Source organism: Hyphococcus sp. D3-15 (genome assembly GCF_055809375.1).
In genome coordinates, this window is the sequence record NZ_CM147910.1 from 2,976,543 (window position 1) to 2,998,382 (window position 21,840).

The window sequence follows — 21,840 nt, forward strand, 5'->3', positions numbered from 1 at the left end:
CCCGGTTTACGGGGTTGATTTTTGGGCGGCGAGATACCCGTTGAGCACGCTCACAACATTGCCGCCTATGTCCTTGATCGCATATCCGCCTTCGAACACAAACAGCGTTTGCCTTCCAAGGCGCGCGATCAACGCCCCCATCCGGGAAAAATCGTCAGGCTTCAGCAAAAATCCAGACAGCGGGTCGCCGTCGCTTGTGTCGACACCCAAAGAAACAACAAGCGCGTCCGGCCCATAGTCGTCTATGCGCTTCAGGGCGCGCGATAGCGCCTCCTCATAGGAAGCCCAAGCAGCGCCTCTGGCCAGCGGGATATTGAGATTGAACCCTTCCCCCTTGCCGACGCCGAGCTCATCCCCATAGCCAAGAAAATACGGGAAATCCGTGTCGGGGTCGGCGTGGACAGACGCATAGAATACGTCGTCGCGATCATAAAAAATCTGCTGCGTCCCATTGCCGTGATGATAGTCCACATCAAGGACCGCCACCCTTGAAGCGCCCTCATCAAGCAGATATTGGGCCGCGACGCCCGCATTGTTTAAATAGCAATAGCCGCCAAAATAATCGCGTCCTGCGTGATGGCCCGGCGGGCGGCAAAGGCTGAAGGCCATATCAGCGCCATGCGCCATCTCGCGCGCCCCAGCCAACGCAGTCTCAGCAGACCGCCGCGCTGATGTCCAGCTATGTTTCGTAATGGCGGTCGAAATCTCGAAGGAATAGCGCGAAACCTTGCCGACGATTGTGCCGGGGGTTTTCTCGCCGCGCATATTGTGGACCGGCCACACCATGGGAAAAGCGTCGCCATCGCGTCCGTCCGCCGCCCAATCGTTAAAGGCGGTTTGAAGAAAGGCGATGTAGCCCGCATCATGTATGTTGAGAATATGCGAAAGCGGAAACTCTTCGACATCGCTGGCGCTTCCCGGGAAGGCCGATTGAAGCGCCTGGAACAGCGCCTCAGCGCGTTTTCCGCTTTCATACGGCGCCGTTAATTCACCGCGATTAAACTCGACGCTTTGCTCATGCAGCAACTGCTCTCTGGCGAAGAATGCTTTCATATTACGCGCTCGCATGCCCCGTCATTGTCAGACGCATTCATTGTCAGACGCATTTTTAGTTTATCCGCCTGAAATCTTCGTCAGGCGCATGTTGGAAAGCCGAAGCCATACCGGCACTGGCGGGGCTTCCGGATGATCCGAAAGCCCCGTAACAGTTTTTACCGGTAATTCCAGCGGAGAAGGGCGCCGATGGTGCGCGGCCGCGCAACCGAGCCCGCAAACGAAAACGGCGCATTCAAAATGCCATATTCGTCAAAGAGGTTCTTGGCGTATAATCCCAACTCAATCTGATCGGTAACCTCAACAGAGGCGTTCAGATCGACAATGTGATAGCCGCCTTTTTGCAAAGTCGCGCCAAAGGCGACCGGCGCTTCGCTCAAATAGCGATGAGCGATGCTGAAACGCGGCTTCATCGCCATATCATCGAAATGGAAATCGAGACTGTTGGCGAGCACCCAGTCCGACGCCCCCGGAAGCTGCGTCCCCTTCGCATAGCCGCCGCCCGGCGCAAAACTGTCCGGAAGCAAAGATGAAAGCTCCGCATCCGTGTATGAAACGCTCGATGAGAACGAGACATAGTCGGTCGGGTTCACAGAAAGGCTCAGCTCAACCCCGTTTATGTCAGCGCCGCCGCCATTGATGGTGTAGGCGTTGAAGTCGACAGGGGTGAACAGACGCGCCTGAATGTTGTTCCAGTCGATATGGTATGCTGAAAGATCGACAACAACCGCGCCGTCGGCAAGGTCGAACCGCGTGCCGACTTCAAAGTTTCGCGTCGCGTCGCTGTCGAAGGACAACGGCAAGCCCGGCGTCGCCGCCGAATAGACATTGACGCCGCCGATCCGATACCCTTCGGAATAAAGCGCATAGACCATGAAATTGTCGGTCGGCGTGTAGCTGAGCGACACTTTCGGGATGAAGTCCGATTCCTTGCTGGGGCTCGGCTGGAAATCAAACGGCGGAACAAGATCGGCGTTCGGCAGGAACTGCAGACGCGGTTCGGATGTATATTCAAAAACCCGTCCGCCAACACTCAAGGTCAAGACCTCGGCGAAGGTATAGGAAACCTCGCCGAATAGCGCGATCTCTTTGACTTTGCTGTCGCTGACCGTTCGCTGCGTCAGATCGTCAGGCGCGATCACGCTGCTCGGTTGTCCGCCAAACATGCCGGGATTGGCGTCTATGTAAGCGCCAATACCCTCGATAAAGACGGCGCCCGTGCTGTCCGCATTCATCTTTGTATAGTTCGCGCCGATCAGCCATGAAAACGGCCCTTCGCCGACCGAGGCAAGCCGCAGCTCGCCAAAATAAGTCTTCGACTCGCCGAATGACGACGAAAGCTGCGGCGTGCCCGTGCGCGGGTCGTCGCCGCCGAAAAAGATCGAGATCGTCAAATGCAAGGTCGCTGCTTTTCTCGACATAGCTGCCAAGCGCTGTCAGCGCCGCAAAGCCCAGATCCTGTTCGAGCTTGAGGCTATGCAACATGAAATCCGTGTCCTGAAACTCGGGCACGTTGGTTGCGCGGTCGAAGGTCGGAACATGCGGGTCGGCGCCGAAGATCACATAGGTCTGATCGTCCAGATTGTATTCCTGATACATGCTGAGCGTGGACAAGGTTGTCGTGTCCGTAGGCGTGAAGACGATCGAACCGCGGATGCCGCGAACCCGCAGATCATTGCTGCCGTCAATCCCGGCCTGCGGGTTGTCGAGATAGCCAGCATCAAAACGCTGCAAGGCGACCACGCGCACCGCGAGCTTGTCTTCAATCAACGGCGCGTTGATCATCCCTTTCACGGCATAGCCGGCCTCTCCGGCCCGCCGTGTCGTAGAAACGTTGCCTTCAAATGCGGCGTCGAAACCGCTCGCGTCGGCTTCATTCACCACATAGTTCACCGCGCCCCCGAGCGATGACGATCCGAACAGCGTGCCTTGCGGCCCGCGCAGCACTTCAACCCGTTGCAGGTCGAAAGCGTCAACATCGGGAATGGCTAGGGGAAAGCCCGGCTCAATCAGCGGAATTTCGTTCAGATAATAGCCCGTCGTGGCCTGGTTGGCCTCATGGTAAGTGGTCGAGGCGACGCCGCGAATGACGACTTCCGACACGCCGGGCTGGTAATCATTGAAAACAACGCCCGGCACGCGCGTGATGTAATCGGAAAGGCTCTGCGCGTTGATATCCTTCAGGCTCTCTTCCGTCACCGCGCTCACGGAGCCGGCGACATCGCGCAGATCGGTGTTACGCTTGGTTGCCGTAACGATGATGACGTCATCGCCCTCCGCGGCATTGGCGCCGCCCGTTGCGCTCACCAGCGCCGCAATGGACCCGGCAAGCAACAAGAAACTCTTTCCTGTAGTAAACTCTGACATAATACCCCTCCGCTTTTAGCGATTTAAGCGGGCAATGCTAAAAGACCTCAGCCGAAGCCGCTTCCTTTGAAGGGTCATTGATTAGCGCGAAAGGGCCACAAGCCGCTTAATCTGAAGGGCGAAACCGTTTCATCCAAGATGAGAGATGCGGATCACTCAAGCCATCGACGATTTCACCAAAGGCGCCATCGCCTTCGTCCTGCCCCAGCTTAAATCGGGCGCGCATGCCCGTTATTCGGACACGAAACCCGACCACACGCGCGCTCAAAGCCGAATAGCGCTCTCCAAGCATGGCTGCGGTCCAGGGCTCAGCCCGCCCCTGCTCCATATGCTTAACGAGCGTTTCAAGCGCCTCATGGATGAGCGTGTCTTCAAATTTCACATCACCGTCGATTTGGGCGGCGGCGTAATTCCAGGTGGGGGCCCAGTCTTTGTTGCTCATCAGCTCGGGCGAGATATAGCCATGGGGCCCGAGAAAGAGAAAACGCCCACGCCCATCCGCCTTGAATGCAGAAACCAGCGCGTGATTCTTGGGCATATGACCGAGCAGTGAGACCGGGGCGCCCGCCCCATCGCATTCCACCAGCATCGGCAGCAGCGCAGGAAAAACCGCAGGGTCATGCGGAACGATCCAGGCCAGCGGATACTCGCGGATCAGCCTGACAATATCCTCATCGGCCAAACGCTCGGCAGCTTGCACCATATGCCGGTCAGTCCTCGACGGTTTTTTTAAGCCATGCGGCGGCGTCATCGAACGCTTTTCCCGCTAAGGAAGATATGCCCACCGCCTCAAGAAAGCTGTGCGTCGCGCCCGCGTAAATCTTTTCCGTCACCTCAACCCCAGCCTTACGTAACAGCGCTGCCATATCGCGATTCTCGTCATGCAGGATGTCGCACTCAGCGATACACATAAAGGTGCGCGGCAAGCCCGTAACATTAAAATGCAGCGGCCGCGCATACTCGCAGTCTTCAGCATGTTGACCGCCCAGATAATCACGCCAGAACGCCGCCATTTCAGCGCGCGTCAGCATGTATCGGTCGCCGTCATAGCGAAGATGAGATGGACGTTCTGCTGTATCAAACGCGCCATAATTGAGCAGGAGACCATCGGGAAGCCTTCTCCCCTCGTCGCGCGCGCGCATCGCCGTCGCCAGGGCGAGATTGGCCCCGGCGGAATCGCCGCCGAGAAAGATGGCAGGCTGTTCATAGCCGGCGCCCAATCCGCCATCGGCAACCCAGTCAAAGGCGGAGGAAACATCGTCGAGCGCCCGCGGATAAACCGCCTCCGGCGAGAGCGAGTAATCGACGCCGACAACGGTCGTTCCTGACCGGTCTGCATATTCGCGCATCAGCCGGTCATGCGTATCCAGTGAAAACATGACCCAGCCGCCGCCATGCACATAAACCAGAACCCGGCCCGGCTTGGCATGTTGGGGCGTGTAGATACGCAAGCGAGATCCCTGACGGCGTTTTCGTTTCCCGCGTTGCGGCCATCACCGGGCCGCCGGCCCGCCATGGCGCCCTCACCCTTTCGGCAATATCGCGCCGGGCGACAATGCCGCCGCCAGACCCTTCGGAAAAACGCGCATAATCGCGGCTCGTAATATTGTGAAATTCGCGAATGGCGAGATCGACATCATCTATCTCCGCCGCGCTTTTCTCCAGTGACGTCATCCCGCCCTCATTTCCTCCCTAGGGAAAGTCAGTGGTCCCCCTCATGAAACGACGGCCGTCAAAACGCCATTGGCGACGGGACAAATGCATGCTGCTTCGGGCAAAACCAAAAAATACGCGCTGTTATATTGACTTGACGAATGGCGCCTAAATAGCATTTTTCCAACAATCGCATCGGAATTGTCGCAATCAGGCCAATGAAGCATTATCAGGACATAGACGATCCGGCGCGCCCGGTTATTGGCTTGGCCGATGAATATGCGACAGGGTTCACGGACCCGTTTCACAGCCACGAACGCGCGCAGCTTCTCTACGCCTCCAGCGGAATCATGTCTGTTGAAGCGGCCTCCGCAAGCTTTGTCGTGCCGCCGCAGCGGGCATTATGGATTCCGCGCGGCGTGGTTCATCAGGTCTCCTGCCGCGGCGCGGTCTCTCTCAGAACGCTCTATTTTCAGGAAAGCGAAGACACGCCTTCGGCGGAATGCAAAATCCTTGAGGTTTCTGAACTTCTGCGCGCGCTCATTCTGGAAGTGGTCAAATTCGATCCGACCAATAGCGACAAAGAACGCGAAAACGCGATCATCAAACTGCTCTCCAACGAGATCATCAACATGCCCGCCGCGCCCTATCACGTCCCCATGCCCGAAGATCCGAGGCTCATAGCGGTCTGCCGGGAGCTGCTTAAAAATCCTACGGACAAACGCGACCTGAATGAATGGGCGGCCTTTGCAAATCTTGGGCGGCGCACCTTCACCAGATTGTTCCGTACAGAAACCGGCATGGGCCTCGCCACTTGGCGCCGGCAAGCGCGCCTGCTCGAAGCTTTATCCCTGCTCTCGTCAGGACAGCCCGTAACGACGGTCGCCTATGCTGTCGGATATGACAGCCCAAGCGCGTTTACATCGATGTTTCATAAATCATTCGGCGTCCCGCCAAGCCAGTATCGCTTCACCGAAGACCGCACGGAATGATGGCATGCCTGCGACAAAATGGCGGCGCGCCCGGCTTTGGTTCAATCCCGGCAGGCATAGTGCGCCTTGCCTGACTTTTACCGGAAAAGCGCGCATGAACAGACCCGAAAGGCCGGCCTGAAAGCTTTCAACCGCCACAAGCGGCGAAATCTATTCGGCGCCGCACCGAAACCTGTTGACCAAAACAGCGGGCTTTTAGCATCATGGGTCAATGCTGGATTTTAGTTCATCCGTCTTCGGCGTCGATCGCAAGGAATACTTGCCGATCGCCGGCCGGCCTGTATTCGCCTATGAGGACAAGTTCCCTCTAGGCTATGTGTACCCGGAACACACCCATGACAGGGCGCAGCTTTCATTCTCGTTAAGCGGCGTCATGTCTGTCATGACCGAAGACGCCAATTTCATTCTGCCGCCCAATCGCGCGATCTGGATTCCCGCAAAAACAAGTCATAAAGTCGCTTCGCGCAGCGCGATGCATTTTCAGATCGTTTATATTGACCCCGATATAGGCGTACAGCCGGAAGCATGCCGTGTTTTCGATGTTTCGCCGCTGGTGCGCGGACTGATCCACGAGATCATCACGTTTGATTCAAATTACGACATGAACGACCGTGAGGGCGGCATCGTCCGTCTCTTGCTTGAAGAAGTCGCCCGCATGCCGCTATTTTCCGTACGCGTTACATTTCCTCAGGACGCCCGTTTGCGCCAGGTCTGCGACGCGATCATGTCTAACCCATCAGACGACCGGGAAATCACCGCCTGGTCGGAAGTCGCCGGCATGAGCCGCAGAAGTTTTACGCGTCACTTTAAGCAGGAAACCGGAATGGGCCTCGCGGCATGGCGTCAACAGGTGCGGTTGATGGAAGCCGCCGCTCGGTTGTCGGAAGGGGAAACAGTCACAAGCGTCGCCCTTGCCGTTGGCTATGACAGCCTGAGTGCTTTCACTTCCGCCTTCCAGCGCGCCTTCGGCATGTCGCCAAGCGCCTTTCGTGCAAAATAAACAGTCGCGCGCATCAACTGTTCCGCGGGCCAAGCCTGACCTTAGGTATCCATCCTCATCTTCAATCCGGGCTTAACACATCTGATTGGCGCCTACCCGCTCTCCAGCATCGCGTCGATCAGCATGCGGAGCGGCGGCGTCATGCGGTCGCGGCGCCAGACCAGATCAAGCATCGGTTCAAAATCCAGCCCGGCGACCGGCCGCGAGACGAGGCCGTCAGGCAAATCCCCGACAGCATAGGAAACGGCGAGACACAATCCGATGCCGCTCAGCGCCAGTTCAACCCCGATCATCGGATCTTGCGCCTGATAGGCGATTTCGATCTTTTTCCCGCCCGCTTCCAATGCGGCGATGACGCCGTCGAATAATTCCGGGTTGAGCCTGCGCAAAAAGAAGATCAACGGGTCGTCGCCGAAATCGGACAGGGTGACCTCGGTTTTTTCACTCAGCTTGTGAGTGTCCGGCATGATCAAAATCCAGTGACCCCTTCGATAGGGCCGCGCGATGACGCTCTGCTCGGAAACGGGCGCACGCGCCACGCCAAGGTCGATGCGCCCGTCAGCCGCCGCCGCCGCGGTTTCGAAAGTGTTCATTTCCACGATCGAGATCCTTACCTCGGGGTAAGCGTTACGCACCTCCTGAAAAATTCCGGGCAGCGTCGTCCGCGAAAAGAATTCAAGCATGCCGAAGGTGATTTTCGCTTCGGCCATCTGCCGGCTGGCGCCGAACTGCGCCTCGACGGTTTCCGCCTGTTCAAGAAGCGCACGCACTGCGTCCAGGCAGGCGAGCGTTTCCTTTGTGGCCTCAACCCCGCGCGTCTCACGCCGGAACAAGGCGACCCCCAGCCGCGTTTCAAGCTCCTGTATTTGCTTGGTCAATGCGGGCTGACTGATATTCAGACGCGCGGCGGCGCGCCGGAAACTCAGTTCCTCAGCGAGCACTACAAAAGACCGCCATAACCGAAATTCGATCATCTGCGATTACCTATCGTTATCACGACATGAGAAGCAACGATTAGAAATCCACCCTCTGAGGTTCGATCTACCCGTCAACGCATGAAGTACCCGGCATTTGTTTCGCCAAACTTCCCGTTTCAGGAGAGAGACCCAGTGACTATTTCAAAAAAATCGTCTTCATCACGCCTTCGTTACCTAATGGCTGCTGCAGTGTCCGTCGCCGCCCTTTCGGCCGGCGTCGCAAGTTTTAGCGGCTCAAGCGCATCGGAAAGCGAACCCGCCGGAGCTATGCCAGCGCCAAGCGTGACAATCGCCAAGCCCGAAGCCGAAAAAATTGTTGAATGGGACGAATTCACGGGACGCTTTAAAGCAGTCGACAGTGTCGAAATTCGCGCCCGCGTATCAGGATATCTTGAAGCCGTCGCCTTTGAAGATGGCGTCACTATACACAAAGGGGACCTTCTTTTCAAGATTGACCCCCGCCCCTTTGAGGCTGACCTCGCCGCGGCGAAATCGGAACTGGCGAGTGCGGCCGCTGCAAGACGCAACGCCAAAGCGGAAAATGAACGCGGCCAACGCCTGCTTGAGCGTTCAGCTCTCAGCAAGGAAGAAGCCGATCGCCGCGAAAGCGCACTGCGTCAGGCCAACGCCGCCTGGGCCGCAGCGAATGCACGCGTGGAACAAGCCGCGCTAAATCTTGAATTCACCGAAATCCGGGCGCCGATCACCGGCCGCATCAGCGATAATTTTGTCAGCGAAGGCAATCTGATTGTCGGCGGCGCACAAGGCGGAACGCTTCTTACACGGATCGTATCCCTTGACCCTGTCTATTTCGAATTCACCGCCAATGAAGCCGACTATCTGAAATATCTGCGTCTCGCCGCAAAAGGCGACGACACCGGCCTTCAAGGCGCGCAAAACCCGGTCTCGGTCAAGCTGCTGGATGAAAGCGATTTCGACCATCAAGGCGAGATGAGCTTTGTCGACAACCGGTTCGATCCATCCACCGGCACCATGCGCGGTCGCGCGACTTTCGACAATGCAGATGGTGTTTTAACGCCGGGCATGTTCGGGCGGCTGAAGCTCGCCGGGTCGGGCGAATATACGGCCCTCCTCATTCCCGACAGCGCCGTCCAGACCGATCAGAACATAAAATTCGTCTGGGTCGCCGGCGCCGACAATATTGCGGAGCGCCGCGAAATTGCGCTCGGCCCGCTCCATGAAGGCAAGCGCATCGTCCGCGCCGGCCTGGAGGCAAGCGACCGGGTGATCATTTCCGGCGCGCAATTCGTCATGGCCGGCGCCGAAGTCTCGCCGCAGGCGGACACAACACGCATCGCCGCAGCCCAGTAATCCGACAAAGGGGAAATTCATCATGTCAAAAGAAATAAGACAAACCGCTTCCCACATCAGATTCAGCGTCGCCGCAACATTGGCGGCGGCGGCTGTTCTGCTTGCAATACAACAGCCCGTTGCGACCCAAACCGTCGCGACCAGCGACGCGCAGTTCGCCGCTGCAAGCTCAACCGAATTTTCGCAACGCCAACCCGGTTAAAACAAGAAGGGGGAGACCTCCCATGCGCTTTGCACATTTCTTCATCAACAGACCGATTTTCGCAGCAGTCATCTGGACCATTGTGACGATTATCGGCGCGCTGTCCTTTTCGTCTTTGCCGATCGGGCAATATCCCGACATCGCGCCGCCAACCATTCAGGTCAACGCCGTCTATCCCGGCGCCTCCGCTGCAACCGTCGCCGAAACAGTCGCCGCGACAATCGAGGAGGAAATCAACGGCATCGACAACATGCTCTACATCACCTCGCAGTCGACCTCTGCGGGCATGGCGACGATCATCGTCACCTTTGAACCCGGGACCGATCTCGATACGGCGCAGGTGCTGGTCCAGAACCGGGTCGCCCTCGCCGAACCGCGCCTGCCGGAACCGGTGCGACGCCTCGGCGTCTCCACCATCAAGGCGAACCCGGACGCGCTGCTGGCGGTGCATCTCTATTCGCCGGACAGAACCCGCGACCAGCTTTACATTTCCAACTATGCGCGGCTGCAAATGCGCGACCAGTTGCAGCGCGTAAACGGCGTCGGACAATTGCAGATGTTCGGCTTCCGGGAATTCTCCATGCGGGTCTGGATCGATCCGGAACGCGCGGCGAGTTTCGGGTTGACCGGCGGCGATCTTGTGGGCGCTTTGCGCCGCCAGAATGTCGAAGTCGCAGGCGGCGTACTCGACCAGCCCCCGGCGAATACCCAAGGCGCTTTTGAAATCAGCGTTCAAACCAAGGGCCGGCTCGCCGACCCGGAAGAGTTCGGCGACGTGATCGTCAAGACCGGCGAAGACGGCCGCCAGGTGCGTCTTAAAGATGTGGCGCGTATTGAACTTGGCGCGCTGGACTATTCGACCAACGCGAAATTCGACAGCTATCCGGCGCTGACCATGTTGTTCAACCAACAGCCGGGCTCCAATGCGCTCGAAACCGCCGACAACATCATCGCCACCGTTGAAGAGATGTCGAAGACATTCCCTGACGGCCTCGCCTATGACGTGATCTGGAATCCAACTGAATTTATTTCAGAATCCATCCACGAAGTTCAAAAGACGATCTTTGAAGCAGTGATTCTCGTTTCGCTGGTCGTCTTTTTGTTCATGCAGAGCCTGCGTGCTTCGCTGATCCCCATTATCGCCATACCGGTTTCGCTGATCGGCACATTCGCGGTGATGCAGGCGCTTGGCTTTTCCATCAACACGCTCTCGCTATTCGGCCTGGTGCTCGCTATCGGCATTGTTGTTGATGACGCGATTGTCGTCGTCGAGAATGTCGAACGCAAAATCCATGAAGGATTGACGCCGAAAGACGCCGCCTTCGCGACCATGGACGAAGTCGGCGGCGCCTTGATTTCCATTGCGCTCGTTCTCTCGGCCGTGTTCATTCCGACGGCGTTTCTTGAAGGCATTTCCGGCGAATTCTATCGCCAGTTCGCCGTCACGGTCGCTTCGGCCACGGTAATCTCGGCTGGCGTGTCGTTGACATTGTCGCCGGCGCTCGCGGCGCTGCTCTTGAAGCCGCGCAAGGATGCATCGCAATTGCGCAGATGGGAACGGCCCGTTGCGTGGTTCTTCAGAAAATTCGACGCCGGCTTCAACGCCGCATCGCAAGGCTATGCTCGCCTCGTCCGCAAATTCATCCGCTTTTCCACGATTGTGCTGGCGGCCTATGCGGGGCTTGTGGTGATTGCGGGTATTGAATTCAAAGCCGCGCCAAAAGGCTTCGTGCCGCCGGTCGACCAGAATTATGTCATCACCATCATTCAACTTCCGCCGGGCGCATCGCTGTCGCGCACGGAGGAAGTCATGGACCGTGCGATCAAGGACGGTCTCGCGCAAGACCATGTTGAGCATGCCGTCGCCTTTGCGGGCTTCGACGCCGCCACGTTCACCAACGCTTCGAATGCCGCCGCCGTCTTCTTCACCATGTCGGATATTGGCGACCGTGTCGGGAAAGGCTACGACGTCAACCGCATTGTCGGTGATCTGCGCGCAACCTACGCCGCCTATCAGGACGCTTATGTGCTCGTCGTGCCGCCGCCGCCAGTGCGCGGGGTCGGCAATGCCGGGGGCTTTAAAGGTTATGTGCAGGACCGCGCCGGGCTCGGCTATGAAGCGCTCGAAGCGGCGACCTGGGGCCTTGCGGGCGGCGCGAACCAGGACCCGGCGGCAAGCTCTGTGTTCACGACCTTCAACACCAAGACGCCGCAGATCTACACCGACATTGACCGCGTGCGCGCAGAACAACTCGGCGTTTCCACGAGCGAATTGTTTGAAACGCTCGAGGTCTATCTCGGCTCCGCCTATGTGAACGACTTCAACGCATTCGGCCGCACTTTCCGCGTGACGGCGCAGGCCGAAGACAAATACCGCAAGACGCCGGAAGACATTGCGCGCCTCAAAACCCGCAATGCGCAGGGCGGCATGGTGCCGCTCGGCTCGGTCGCAACATTTGAGCCGATTACCGGCCCGAACCGGGTGGCGCGTTACAATCTCTATCCCGCCGCCGAATTGCAGGGCGACAATGCGCCGGGCTATTCCACCGGCCAGACACTCGACGCCGTGCAGGCTCTTGCGGACAATTCGCTGGCGCCGGGCTTCGGCTTCGAATGGACAGAGCTCGCCCTGCAGGAACGCATGGCCTCGGGTACGGCGATCATCGCCTTTGCGCTTGCCGTGGTCTTCGTCTTCCTGCTGCTGGCGGCGCAATATGAAAGCCTCACCTTGCCGCTGGCGGTCATCCTGATCGTGCCGATGTCGTTGCTCGCCTCGATCACCGGTGTTTTGTTGCGCGGTTTCGATGTCAATATTCTCGTTCAGATCGGCTTTGTCGTCCTGATCGGCCTTGCCGCGAAGAACGCGATCCTTATCGTCGAATTCGCCAAGCAGCGCCGCGATGCGGGATTGTCGGCGGAGGATGCGGCGGTTGACGCGGCGAGACTGCGCCTGCGCCCGATCATCATGACTTCGATCGCCTTCATCTCCGGCGTTACGCCGCTGATGCTCGCTTCCGGCGCCGGTTACGAGATGCGCCAGTCGCTCGGTGTCGCGGTGTTCTTCGGCATGCTTGGCGTCACCGCCTTCGGCCTGATGTTCACGCCGGTCTTTTACGTCGTCACCGACGCGCTCGGGCGTCGCGTGAAAAACCTGTTCAACAATTCCGGCGCCGCGAAGCCGGCGACTGAAACCAACTAGGGAGACAAATATCATGTCCCTGATCAAAATGCTTGCATTGTCCGCCTCCGCGATCACGCTTGCCGCCTGCGCAAGCGTCGGTCCCGACTACGCCGCCCCGGCAAGCGGTGACCTCGCCCCAACTGCTCTGGAAAGCGATCCTGCACTCGAAGTCTCGGTTGCAGAACCCGCCGAAGAATGGTGGACGGCGTTGCAGGACGAAACGCTAAACGCTCTCATTGCAACGGCGTTTGACGAAAACCGCGATCTGCGCGTCGCCGCAGCGAATGTGGAGGCGGCGCGGGCACTGCTGCGGCTGGAGCGGGTCAATCTTCGCCCCACCGCCGAGGGCGGCGCAGACTATCAGCGCCGCAGGCTCTCCGGCGCCTCCTTTGGCGCCGATGGGGCAAGCTTTACCGACACGGACTATTTCGATGTCGGCCTCAATGCAGCCTGGGAGCTCGATTTCTTCGGCCGGGTCAAAAACGCCACCAGAGCCGCGCTCGCCGATGCGCAATCTGCGGAATATCTGCGCCGGGACGCCGAGGCGCTCATCGCCGCCGAGACCGCCCGCGCCTATGTGGATTTTCGCGGCGCGCAAACGAGCCTCGATGTTGCGTGGCGCAATCTCGAAATCCAGCTTGAAACCAGCGCGCTGACCCAGGCGCGTTTCGAAGAAGGGCTCGGCTCGAAACTCGATGTCGCCCGCGCCCAAACCCAGGCGAAGACCACGCAGGCGGCGATCCCGCCGCTTGAGGCGTCGGAAGTCATGGCGCTGAATCGCCTTGCGACGCTGACCGGCGCGCAAGTCTCCGAGATCAGGGAGCGTCTTCAAACAGGTCCGCAAAAACTGCCCTCACCGCCCGTCGCGCTCGCTATCGGCGATGCGGAAAGCCTGCTTCGCCGCCGCACCGACATTCGCGCCGCTGAACGCATGCTCGCGGCGGCGACCGCGCGCATCGGCGTTGCGAAGGCGGATTACTTCCCGCGGATCACCCTTGTCGGCGCCGTCAGCGCCTCCGCCCAGACATTATCGGGCGTTGGGGCGGATGGCTCCTTCGGCTATGGCGTCGGCCCGTCGCTATCCTGGTCGGGCTTTGACATCCCGCGCGTCCGGGCGAGCGTCAACGCAGCGGATGCGCGCGCCGACGCCGCCTTCGCCGCTTATGAAAAAACCGTCCTGACCGCACTGGAGGAAACCCAATCCGCCCTTTCCGGCTATGGCCGCGAACGGGCGCGGCTCGCCGCGCTCGATGAGGCCGCCGGCTCGGCGCGAGAGGCGGCCGCCCTCGCCCGCGACCGCTATGACGCCGGCGCCGACGATTTCATCGACGTGCTCGATTCAGAAAGCCGCCTGCTCTCCGCGGAAGCCTCTCTGGCGGAAAGCCAAACCGCAGCGACCGCGAAATATATCAGCGTCTATCTGGCCCTTGGCGCAGGCTGGCGGACGCAAAGCGCGAGCCGCCTCGCGGCTTTTTGACACGATAAGCGGCGCAAGCCGCTTAGCGACAGGCGCGCGGGCGTCCTTCCCCCGACGGACTGCGCGCCTGTCGCCCTTTATCTTTCCGCTCAAACTTGCGATGTTTGGCGGACTTTTGCCGGCGACGCGCGGCCAAAAGAAGTCGCGGTACGGCGTTGGAGGAAAAATGGAGCAAGTCTGCAAGAAAAAGGATGCGACGATCGTCAATTGCCTTTTGAAGTTCTGGATCAAGGCATGGAACGAATGCGGCGAGCCGGGCGCGGCCTATTCAATTGACGCTCTATTCGCCAAGGGCGACGGCGCCATCGATGTCGAAGTGGAAGCCTTCGGCCGGCGCATCAAGGCGCAAAGCTTTGACGAATACAAAGCCCAATGGAAAGAAGTGTTCGAAGACCTCGAAGACATGACCCTGTCCATTACGGGCGAACCGGAACTGACGATTAGCGGTGATATCGCCGATATCAAATTCGAGCTTGTCGCGGACGCCACGCGCCTCGATGGCACGCATATCACCCCCGCCCCGCATTGGCGCGGAGAACATTCATGGCGTCAATTCGACGGCGAATGGCGCCTCGTGCGCGAGCGGTTGGTCAGCATTTAGCGATCCTTTTCGCCGCATCGACGATCAAGCAGGCATGCGCCACAAATGCAGCTCTCCCCCGCGCCAGCTTTCCGCGCTTTCGGAGAGATAAATACCGGGTTTCAACATCCGGACCTTCCCAACCTCCTGCCTATGTCCGCCATACACCGCCAGATCATAGCGGCCATCCCAGAGCATGATGCGGTTATCATGGGTGTAGAGGCCCGATGAAAAGGCAAGGCGGTCGCCGGCGATCTCCACCACTTCATAGCCCGGACCCCAATCTTCCGGGTCTTGCAGTTCAACCAGCGGCGCATAGCTCTCCCTGTCCCAGCTTCGCAGGGAAATCCGGCTCCATGTGACAAGCGGGCCGCCGGGAATTTCACGAAACCCCCAATTCCCCATGCCATGGCCGCCATCAAGAAAAGTCAGCTTTTCACCCGTGCCGACATCGAAAATGGAAACGCCTGCGCCGCTGCGTACGACCAAATGCCCGTTGTCGCGCCAGCGCGCGCCGGTGATCGCCGCCCTGAAATCGGGATGCACTTTTATCGGCTGAGTGTTGTTCGTGGAAACCAGTGGTCTCGCGCCGCCTTCCGTCCAGCGATGCAAAACGCCGTCCGGCGCGATGATGGGAGCGCCATTGATAAAGGCGCGCTCATCATCCGTGCAGACGGACTCAAATACGTCGCCGCTTTCATTGAGTAGCCAAATGGAATGCTCCGACGCCGCAAAAGCGATGATCGGCCCATCAAAGGTAGGCGCGAAACCAACTCTTCCTCGTCTTGCTGGCGCGGACATATCGCCGTCGTTCAAAGATGCGATCGCCGCCGACACAGCGGCCTCAGAATATCCTCTGGTTTTCGCCGCATTGCGCGACAAAGCTTGCAAATCCCCCTTCAGGCGCAAGCGCGTTTCCAGTTTTTCAAGATATTCCGGATGCGCCGCATACATATGGGCGTCGGACAGCGCTTCATACGCTTTCATCAATGGATCATATAGCCGCCACTGATCCTGAAAGCGCAGTGCGAGACGTCCGTCGTCAAGCGCGCCGCTGTCCTGAAAATCCGGCGTTTCATACCACTGCGACAAGTCAATTGTATGCGCCAGGCGCCGGTCGAGCCACGAAACGTTGAGTTCAGCCGCGCCATCTGCTTCGGGCTGTTGAAGCTCCGGCGCGAAACTGTCAAACCCGTCCGCTTTCACAGCTTTTAGGCCAGACTTTTTGACGTTTTGAAGAGACGGCAACGACAATCTCAGACGCCGATAGTCTTTCATTCGGACGATAACATCTCCGCCCTGCCCGTCGTGAGACAGGGACAGCGCCTCTGCACCGCTTACAACCATATCTGCGAGAAGCTCGCCGGTCAGCGCGCGCCAGAGCCGGAAAGTCGCACGCGCGCGCGTCTCCCGATCAACAGAGGCGGTCAGCAGCTTGCCGTCCGCACAGATGAGGATTTGCGGCCAGATATCGCCTGCATCCAGTTCACTGACGCTTTCGCCATCACGCCACCGCAGAATTTCAATTTCGCCATCGGCGACGATCATGAAATGCGCATCATCATAAGTCTGCGCTTGCGGGCCATATTGACTGACGCGCCTATCAGTCAGCGTCTCGCCCGATGCGATATCAACCAGCAAGATGCGGCGATCAAATGCGACGACCAGGCGGTCGCCCTTCCCACATGAAACCGTCGGCTTGTCGCTCGTGGCCTCCGTCACCCAGTTCAGGCGATGCAGACAGGCGCCATCCGGGAGCGACCAGATGCGAACATCCCCGTCGCCGGAAGACGAAGCGAGCCTGTTCCCGTCAAGAACGACAACGCCGTTAATATAATCGGTGTGACCCTCCAGAACCGCAACGCAGGTTCCATCGAGCCGCCATATCCGCAATGTCGTGTCGTTCGACCATGTGAGCAGCCTGTCGTCATCAAGCATGACGCATCCGCGCACATAATCCGTATGCCCCTCCAGCGTACAGAGGGACTGACCGCTACGGGTGTCGATGATGCGCGGTTTGGTGTCTTCCTGAAGGAAGTTCCCCCAGTTCCAGACCATCCGCAAATGATCATTCAATTGTATAGACATGACAGCTTCCGGGGAATTCGAGTTTATCAGGCGTTCATTAATACGGCGCCGTCACAAATTGCCAATAACCATGACGGTTATCGGCGAATTGAATATCCGCGCGCGCCATCATTGGCGGCCTTACTGGTTGGTCACCAGCAATATATGCGCAGGCGTTCTGGCGGCGTTTTCAAAAACAATGCGGACCGTTGTTTGTTCAGCCGGGCGCCAGCGGCAAATCAGGAATCCGTGCTCGCTGGCGTCCTGACATAAAACGCGCGCTTCCGCATCGATGATCTTCATCGAAACGCCGCGCAAGCCGCGCGCCTCGACATAGACAATCGCACCTTTTTTCGCCGACACGGATTGTTTGATTTCTGTTGTTCCGTTTGGCGCAAGGTCGACAGAACGTGCATCGCCGTCAGTGGCCGGCGTTTTGACAGACTTTCCAAATAAGCCGGAAAAACCTCCTAAAGGCTTCTGCTTCTTGAAGGCGCGGCGGAAGATTTCTTCGACATCAGCAAGCGTTGCCGGGTCTGCCGCCGCCAGCGCATAGGTATCATCCCACAATTGCCGGGTGACATCCTGCCAGATCGCGCTCGCCCCCGCATCGCCGCCGCGATCACCGATGAGGGGACGGTCTGCCAGCGCCCGGGCCATAGCACGCGCATCGTGCTCTTTCCTGGCTGCTGTGTAAGCCGCCCGTGAGACATATATCAAATCTCCGAGACTTTCTCCGCGATCATCTGCTGCGATCTGGTCTGTATGCGTCGCCCGCAATTTTTCCGGCGCGCCCGCGCATCCGGCTGCAAGCCCGGCCACAACAAGCGCAGCGACAACTCTGTTTACCACCTGACACTCTCCCACGCGACATCCGGCTTCCTTGCGACGCATAACCGGATTTGTTAGCGACTCCCATCGAAAATCTGGAGTATGGTCCCGCCACCCTTATATTCGCCGGAAGAAGCCGCCTATGTCTTTTGATAGCAATACGGATGAGCCGCGCGCCTTGCAAGGTTGTACGGTCCTCATCGTCGAAGATGACGACGCAGATGCGCAGAGCGCTGCTGACGCCGTAAAAATGCTGGGCGGCGCGTCCCTGCGGGTCGATACAGTCCAGTCGGCGCGCGCCGCCATCGCCGATGGCGACATAAATCTGGTGATCCTCGACCGGATGCTCGCCGATAGCGAAGACGGCCTGGCATTGCTGCAATGGTTCCGGGACGTTGAGATGCATCCGCCCGGCGTTCTCGTGGCGAGCAGGCTGACAACGACAGACGACCATATTCGCGGGCTCGATCTCGGCGCCGATGATTATGTCAACAAGCCCTATGAACGGCGCGCGCTTGCGGCGCGCCTGCGCGCTTTAAGGCGGCGCACCGAAGCTGTGCGCGCGCCGCAAAGCGTGCGTATCTGGGGCGGCCTGGAAATGCGAACCCTGAACGGCGTTGCATTATGGCGCGGCGAAAAGATCGATCTGCGGCCTCAGTCATTCAAGGTTCTGGACTTTCTGGCGCTGCATCGCGGCGATCATGTGAGCCGCGAGGCTTTATGGCGCGGCGTCTGGGTGGAATATAAAAACCTGCCCCCGCAGGACACGGTCATCAATACGGCGATCAACAGGCTAAGAAAATCACTCAATGCGTTCGACAAGCCGGCGCAAATTGTGAGCGAAGATCTTGGTTACAGGCTGGTCGTCGAATGAACGACGCCGCAGAAAAAGCGGTTGGAAATCGCGCCGGCCCGCCTTTGCGGCGACCATTGTTTCGCGGCGTCATCGCAGCAAACGCCCTGCTGTCTCTGGTCCTTGCCGCAGCGGCGGTCGCGGCCGCCCTGTTCGCTGCGAATAATGCTGTCACCGCGTCAGCGCGCGCCGATATTGAGGCGGAAATCAGAATTCTCGATCAATATCGCGAAGGCCGCGAAATCTTCAATTACGCCGAAGCCGTCGATTTTCGCATATTGCCCGAGGAAGATGGGCGCCCGTCGCTCTACGTTTATTTGCTGGCGCGCAGCGACCAGTCGCCAATCGTCGGCAATCTGCCTGCATGGCCAAATCGCATCGATAATCGTGACGAGTGGGTCCGTTTTGACGGCGCGGCGGCCGGTGCGGCGTCCGGCGCCATCCTCGCCAAGGTCATTCCCGTCAGTGACAATTTTTCACTGATCGTGGGCCGGCGGTTAAAAACCTATGACGCGCTCAGACAGGACTTTCTCCCGCTGATCGCGATCATCGCGCTTGCAACAGCCGGCATTGGCGCCTTTTTCAGCCTGTGGATCGCACGCAGGTTTCAAAGCCGCGTCGCGGAAATGAACACAGTGTTTCGCCAGGTCAGAAAAGACGGCGTGCAAGCCCGGCTTCCCGCCGGGTCCATCGCCGATGGCGACGAGCTGTCTGCACTCGGCGCCAATATCAATCAGGCGCTTGATGAGATCAGCCGGTTAATGAAAGGGCTCGACGCCGTCAGCCAGACCGCCGCGCATGAACTTAACAAAGAAGTGCATGTATTGCAGCAAATGGCGGCGGCGGCCGGCCAGCCAGAGCTAGAGCGCGCCGCCGCATCGCTTCATGGCCTGCTAAGAGAAATTCTCGAATTGTCGCTTGTTGACGCAACGCCCGGCTCGTCGATGACGCCAATGAAGCTGGATGATGCGGTCGCGGCTGCAGTTGAGCTCTATGAGGACGCCTATGACGAGAAGGGCGTGCGCCTTTTATACAATCCAAATTCCTCCCCGCATATACTCGGGCGATCGGCGCTGATCACGAATTTGACGGCAAACCTTCTCGACAATGCGTTAAAACACACGCCGGCGGGCGGCGCAGTGCGGCTTGCGCTTGAAGCAACAGAAAACGCTGCAACGCTTCATGTTTCCGACACGGGCATCGGCGCAGATACGGACGATCTCGGTGAATTAATCCGCCGGGGGGCGCATGGGCCGGTCGCCGGATACGGCTTCGGCTTGCGCTTCGTTCAGGCCGTGGCGATCCGTCATGGCGCGCGCATCAAGCTCGTCCCCTCAAGGGAAGGCCTGACCTTTCAGATCGTCTTTCCGACCTTAACGATTAACTGAAACGACTTTAGCGAACACGCACGGCGCCGGTCAAAATCTCGAATGCGCAAAGCGAAGCGCATCAATCCCAGTATGACATACGCCACAGGCATACGTCGCCGCCCTTATGCGTCGTCAGAATGAAACTTCCTTCCGGTGACCACGGGGCCATATCAAAATGGATGACTGGCGCCTCACTCATCCAGGCGGGCGCCGCGATATGCGCGATCGGTTGGCGCGCATTGATGTCAAAAATATCCACGACGGGCGATTCCAGTTCAGCCGTCAGAAAACAGGCGTGATCGGGCGCCCCTGCATAATTATAGCCTGAAGCTATCTGCGCGACTTCTTCGCCGGACTGTGTTGAAAAGATGCGCGCAAAAGTTTCGTTGAATCTCGTATAGCCATCGACCCGGCGCGTGACGAGAAACTGGCCGCCGCAAGCGAAGCTAAAAGCAAAATCAATGTCGCTATCAGTGGGCGAAGGTTCTGTGCGCTTGCCGCCGCAGTAAATCGGCGCGATTGGCTCGCCGGTTTCCGCATCCCATATAATCGCCGCCATCGGATCATTGGCGCCCGATTTTGCGTCCTCCACGACCGTCAAAATGCGCCTTTCTTTGCCGGGGACAAAGCGCGCATATCTGATCAGGTCTTTATGGCCGGGAATTGCGCGCGTCTGGTCATATGCAAGCGAAGACAATGGCTGTTTCCGTTCAATGTCCCAGACTACAACCGTCTCAGCGCCATCACCCGTGTTATCACTGAACAGCATAAGCGCGCCATTCGGACTGATATCGTGGATGCGAGCCGTGTCAGAAACAAAATCAAGCTGCGTGCGGGTGGATTGCGATTGCGCGTCATAGATGCGCTCATTCACGAAGCTGCAGCGGTCCCCTATGGGCAGGGAAGCGCGTTCATATCCAGACAATCGGCTAACCACCGCAAGCGAAGAGCCCTCCGGAAACCAGAACCTCCCCTTGATAGATAGCACCGGTTCTTTTTCGCCGACCTTATAGAGGTCTGTCGCCGCATCACCGGGCGTAGCGTCAGCCGCAACATAGCGGCCATCCGCAGAGAACCCTCTTGGCGAGACCGTGCCGCGATAGAGCATCTCGCCAGTTTCGATATCCCAGACAAATCCCTGATCAAGGATGTCCTCCCGGCATTTTGTAAATCCATCATCGCGCACCAAAATCCTTTCCCCGTCCGATGAGAAATGCGCAGACCAGAGGTCGGCATCATGGCGAAAGCGGCGAATGAATTTGCAACGGGGCGTGTTGTGACGGGCGGACATGGAGATATTCCTGAAATTGACAGCTTGATACTAGATCGCCGAGGAGAATTTTCCACTCCTCGGATACGCCTAACCGCAATGGTTAGCTGCCTGTGCGCGACATCCCGCTTATAAAAGAGTGGTAGTTTCAGACGGCGCAATCGCAATGAAATGGTTCACTTCGACTTTTATCCTGGCCTGCTTGATGCAGTCATGCGCGTCAGCGCCGGAGGCGCCGGAAGCGCCTTCCCCGGTCAACCGAACCGGGAAGCAAGAGCAGAGCATGCGAGCCGATCTCTCAGCGGAGAACGCATGCTGCCAGCGCGAGCTATCGTTCCTTGAGAAGAAGCGGACCAGTTGGTCACCCCCTTTGTCCCGAACCGTCAGCGCGCAGATTGCCGCAGGCGCATGGCGGCCAGAGCCGCCGCGGCGAATGCGTTGGAACGCTGCCTTGAAGGGGCAATTGATGTTGAGGGACATAGAGCTGACGCATCGCTTGCGTTGATCTGCAGCGCCGAGGCTTCCCGACTGGCCGAACGTAATATTGCACTAGGGGTTGCAGTCAATGAAAGCCGTTACATACTCGCCCTGCAATCAGCGCGACTCAAAACGGGGGAAACAAATGCGCCGTGATG

Annotated in this window: 17 protein-coding genes and 2 pseudogenes; 9 read left to right on the forward strand and 10 right to left on the reverse strand. The window is 58.6% G+C overall.

The genetic code is table 11. From position 1 onward, the window contains the following. Positions 1-6 precede the first annotated feature (6 nt). The 5 genes and pseudogenes from AC0L8G_RS14745 to AC0L8G_RS14765 all read right to left on the reverse strand — a co-directional run bounded on the left by AC0L8G_RS14745 (position 7) and on the right by AC0L8G_RS14765 (position 4,871). Positions 7-1,053, reverse strand: a complete 1,047-nt coding sequence (locus tag AC0L8G_RS14745) for a histone deacetylase family protein (protein WP_473384937.1) — start codon at positions 1,051-1,053, stop codon at positions 7-9. Between the two features lie 158 nt (positions 1,054-1,211). After that, complete coding sequence (locus AC0L8G_RS14750) at positions 1,212-2,453, reverse strand: TonB-dependent receptor (RefSeq protein WP_473384938.1); 1,242 nt, start codon at positions 2,451-2,453, stop codon at positions 1,212-1,214. 553 nt (positions 2,454-3,006) lie between these two features. Further along, positions 3,007-3,420, reverse strand: a pseudogene (locus tag AC0L8G_RS14755) (TonB-dependent receptor plug domain-containing protein); the annotation flags it as partial. Positions 3,421-3,526: 106 nt separating this feature from the next. Continuing rightward, positions 3,527-4,123, reverse strand: a complete 597-nt coding sequence (locus AC0L8G_RS14760; RefSeq protein ID WP_473384939.1) for an FMN-binding negative transcriptional regulator — start codon at positions 4,121-4,123, stop codon at positions 3,527-3,529. A 7-nt stretch (positions 4,124-4,130) separates the two neighbouring features. After that, positions 4,131-4,871: an alpha/beta hydrolase gene (locus AC0L8G_RS14765; protein ID WP_473384940.1), complete on the reverse strand. Its 741-nt coding sequence runs from the start codon at positions 4,869-4,871 to the stop codon at positions 4,131-4,133. 420 nt (positions 4,872-5,291) lie between these two features. On the opposite strand from AC0L8G_RS14765, the gene AC0L8G_RS14770 reads away from it, so the two are divergent. Both AC0L8G_RS14770 and AC0L8G_RS14775 read left to right on the forward strand, forming a co-directional pair. Further along, a complete protein-coding gene (locus tag AC0L8G_RS14770) occupies positions 5,292-6,065 on the forward strand; it encodes an AraC family ligand binding domain-containing protein (protein WP_473384941.1) in 774 nt (257 codons plus the stop codon). 211 nt (positions 6,066-6,276) lie between these two features. Continuing rightward, positions 6,277-7,065: an AraC family transcriptional regulator gene (locus tag AC0L8G_RS14775; protein WP_473384942.1), complete on the forward strand. Its 789-nt coding sequence runs from the start codon at positions 6,277-6,279 to the stop codon at positions 7,063-7,065. Positions 7,066-7,157: 92 nt separating this feature from the next. Here the strand turns inward: AC0L8G_RS14775 and AC0L8G_RS14780 are convergent, their stop codons facing one another. Next, the gene (locus AC0L8G_RS14780; RefSeq protein WP_473384943.1) at positions 7,158-8,039 is read right to left on the reverse strand and encodes a LysR family transcriptional regulator; all 882 of its coding nucleotides are present in this window, start codon (positions 8,037-8,039) and stop codon (positions 7,158-7,160) included. Between the two features lie 270 nt (positions 8,040-8,309). On the opposite strand from AC0L8G_RS14780, the gene AC0L8G_RS14785 reads away from it, so the two are divergent. The 5 genes and pseudogenes from AC0L8G_RS14785 to AC0L8G_RS14805 all read left to right on the forward strand — a co-directional run bounded on the left by AC0L8G_RS14785 (position 8,310) and on the right by AC0L8G_RS14805 (position 14,835). After that, positions 8,310-9,374, forward strand: a complete 1,065-nt coding sequence (locus tag AC0L8G_RS14785; protein ID WP_473384944.1) for an efflux RND transporter periplasmic adaptor subunit — start codon at positions 8,310-8,312, stop codon at positions 9,372-9,374. A gap of 22 nt (positions 9,375-9,396) precedes the next feature. Next, on the forward strand, positions 9,397-9,576 hold the full coding sequence (locus AC0L8G_RS14790; protein WP_473384945.1) for a hypothetical protein: 180 nt from the start codon (positions 9,397-9,399) through the stop codon (positions 9,574-9,576). 22 nt (positions 9,577-9,598) lie between these two features. Continuing rightward, a pseudogene (locus tag AC0L8G_RS14795) lies at positions 9,599-12,765 on the forward strand (efflux RND transporter permease subunit). Between the two features lie 23 nt (positions 12,766-12,788). Then, positions 12,789-14,234, forward strand: a complete 1,446-nt coding sequence (locus AC0L8G_RS14800) for an efflux transporter outer membrane subunit (RefSeq protein WP_473384946.1) — start codon at positions 12,789-12,791, stop codon at positions 14,232-14,234. A 166-nt stretch (positions 14,235-14,400) separates the two neighbouring features. Continuing rightward, on the forward strand, positions 14,401-14,835 hold the full coding sequence (locus AC0L8G_RS14805) for a Cif family virulence factor (protein ID WP_473384947.1): 435 nt from the start codon (positions 14,401-14,403) through the stop codon (positions 14,833-14,835). Positions 14,836-14,859: 24 nt separating this feature from the next. On the opposite strand, the gene AC0L8G_RS14810 is transcribed toward AC0L8G_RS14805, so the two are convergent. Continuing rightward, complete coding sequence (locus tag AC0L8G_RS14810; protein WP_473384948.1) at positions 14,860-16,902, reverse strand: WD40 repeat domain-containing protein; 2,043 nt, start codon at positions 16,900-16,902, stop codon at positions 14,860-14,862. 120 nt (positions 16,903-17,022) lie between these two features. Then, positions 17,023-17,733 (reverse strand): hypothetical protein, encoded by a 711-nt coding sequence (locus AC0L8G_RS14815; RefSeq protein WP_473384949.1) that lies wholly within the window; start codon positions 17,731-17,733, stop codon positions 17,023-17,025. A gap of 121 nt (positions 17,734-17,854) precedes the next feature. Here AC0L8G_RS14815 and AC0L8G_RS14820 point away from each other — a divergent pair, with 121 nt between their 5' ends. Both AC0L8G_RS14820 and AC0L8G_RS14825 read left to right on the forward strand, forming a co-directional pair. Continuing rightward, positions 17,855-18,586, forward strand: coding sequence for a response regulator transcription factor (locus tag AC0L8G_RS14820; protein ID WP_473384950.1), 732 nt, complete (start codon positions 17,855-17,857; stop codon positions 18,584-18,586). Then, complete coding sequence (locus tag AC0L8G_RS14825; protein ID WP_473384951.1) at positions 18,583-19,953, forward strand: sensor histidine kinase; 1,371 nt, start codon at positions 18,583-18,585, stop codon at positions 19,951-19,953. Before AC0L8G_RS14820 ends, AC0L8G_RS14825 begins: the two co-directional genes overlap by 4 nt. A gap of 61 nt (positions 19,954-20,014) precedes the next feature. Here the strand turns inward: AC0L8G_RS14825 and AC0L8G_RS14830 are convergent, their stop codons facing one another. Next, the gene (locus AC0L8G_RS14830; RefSeq protein ID WP_473384952.1) at positions 20,015-21,226 is read right to left on the reverse strand and encodes a WD40 repeat domain-containing protein; all 1,212 of its coding nucleotides are present in this window, start codon (positions 21,224-21,226) and stop codon (positions 20,015-20,017) included. Between the two features lie 108 nt (positions 21,227-21,334). Next, positions 21,335-21,685: a hypothetical protein gene (locus AC0L8G_RS14835; protein WP_473384953.1), complete on the reverse strand. Its 351-nt coding sequence runs from the start codon at positions 21,683-21,685 to the stop codon at positions 21,335-21,337. Positions 21,686-21,840: the final 155 nt, after the last annotated feature.

Excerpts from the sequence above, each read along its gene's own strand:
- AC0L8G_RS14745 (WP_473384937.1), bottom strand. The coding sequence starts at position 1,053 with ATGAAAGCATTCTTCGCCAGAGAGCAGTTGCTGCATGAGCAAAGCGTC.
- AC0L8G_RS14760 (WP_473384939.1), bottom strand. The coding sequence starts at position 4,123 with ATGGTGCAAGCTGCCGAGCGTTTGGCCGATGAGGATATTGTCAGGCTG.
- AC0L8G_RS14770 (WP_473384941.1), top strand. The coding sequence starts at position 5,292 with ATGAAGCATTATCAGGACATAGACGATCCGGCGCGCCCGGTTATTGGC.
- AC0L8G_RS14775 (WP_473384942.1), top strand. The coding sequence starts at position 6,277 with ATGCTGGATTTTAGTTCATCCGTCTTCGGCGTCGATCGCAAGGAATAC.
- AC0L8G_RS14780 (WP_473384943.1), bottom strand. The coding sequence starts at position 8,039 with ATGATCGAATTTCGGTTATGGCGGTCTTTTGTAGTGCTCGCTGAGGAA.
- AC0L8G_RS14785 (WP_473384944.1), top strand. The coding sequence starts at position 8,310 with ATGCCAGCGCCAAGCGTGACAATCGCCAAGCCCGAAGCCGAAAAAATT.
- AC0L8G_RS14790 (WP_473384945.1), top strand. The coding sequence starts at position 9,397 with ATGTCAAAAGAAATAAGACAAACCGCTTCCCACATCAGATTCAGCGTC.
- AC0L8G_RS14800 (WP_473384946.1), top strand. The coding sequence starts at position 12,789 with ATGTCCCTGATCAAAATGCTTGCATTGTCCGCCTCCGCGATCACGCTT.
- AC0L8G_RS14805 (WP_473384947.1), top strand. The coding sequence starts at position 14,401 with ATGGAGCAAGTCTGCAAGAAAAAGGATGCGACGATCGTCAATTGCCTT.
- AC0L8G_RS14810 (WP_473384948.1), bottom strand. The coding sequence starts at position 16,902 with ATGTCTATACAATTGAATGATCATTTGCGGATGGTCTGGAACTGGGGG.
- AC0L8G_RS14820 (WP_473384950.1), top strand. The coding sequence starts at position 17,855 with ATGTCTTTTGATAGCAATACGGATGAGCCGCGCGCCTTGCAAGGTTGT.
- AC0L8G_RS14825 (WP_473384951.1), top strand. The coding sequence starts at position 18,583 with ATGAACGACGCCGCAGAAAAAGCGGTTGGAAATCGCGCCGGCCCGCCT.
- AC0L8G_RS14830 (WP_473384952.1), bottom strand. The coding sequence starts at position 21,226 with ATGTCCGCCCGTCACAACACGCCCCGTTGCAAATTCATTCGCCGCTTT.
- AC0L8G_RS14835 (WP_473384953.1), bottom strand. The coding sequence starts at position 21,685 with ATGTCCCTCAACATCAATTGCCCCTTCAAGGCAGCGTTCCAACGCATT.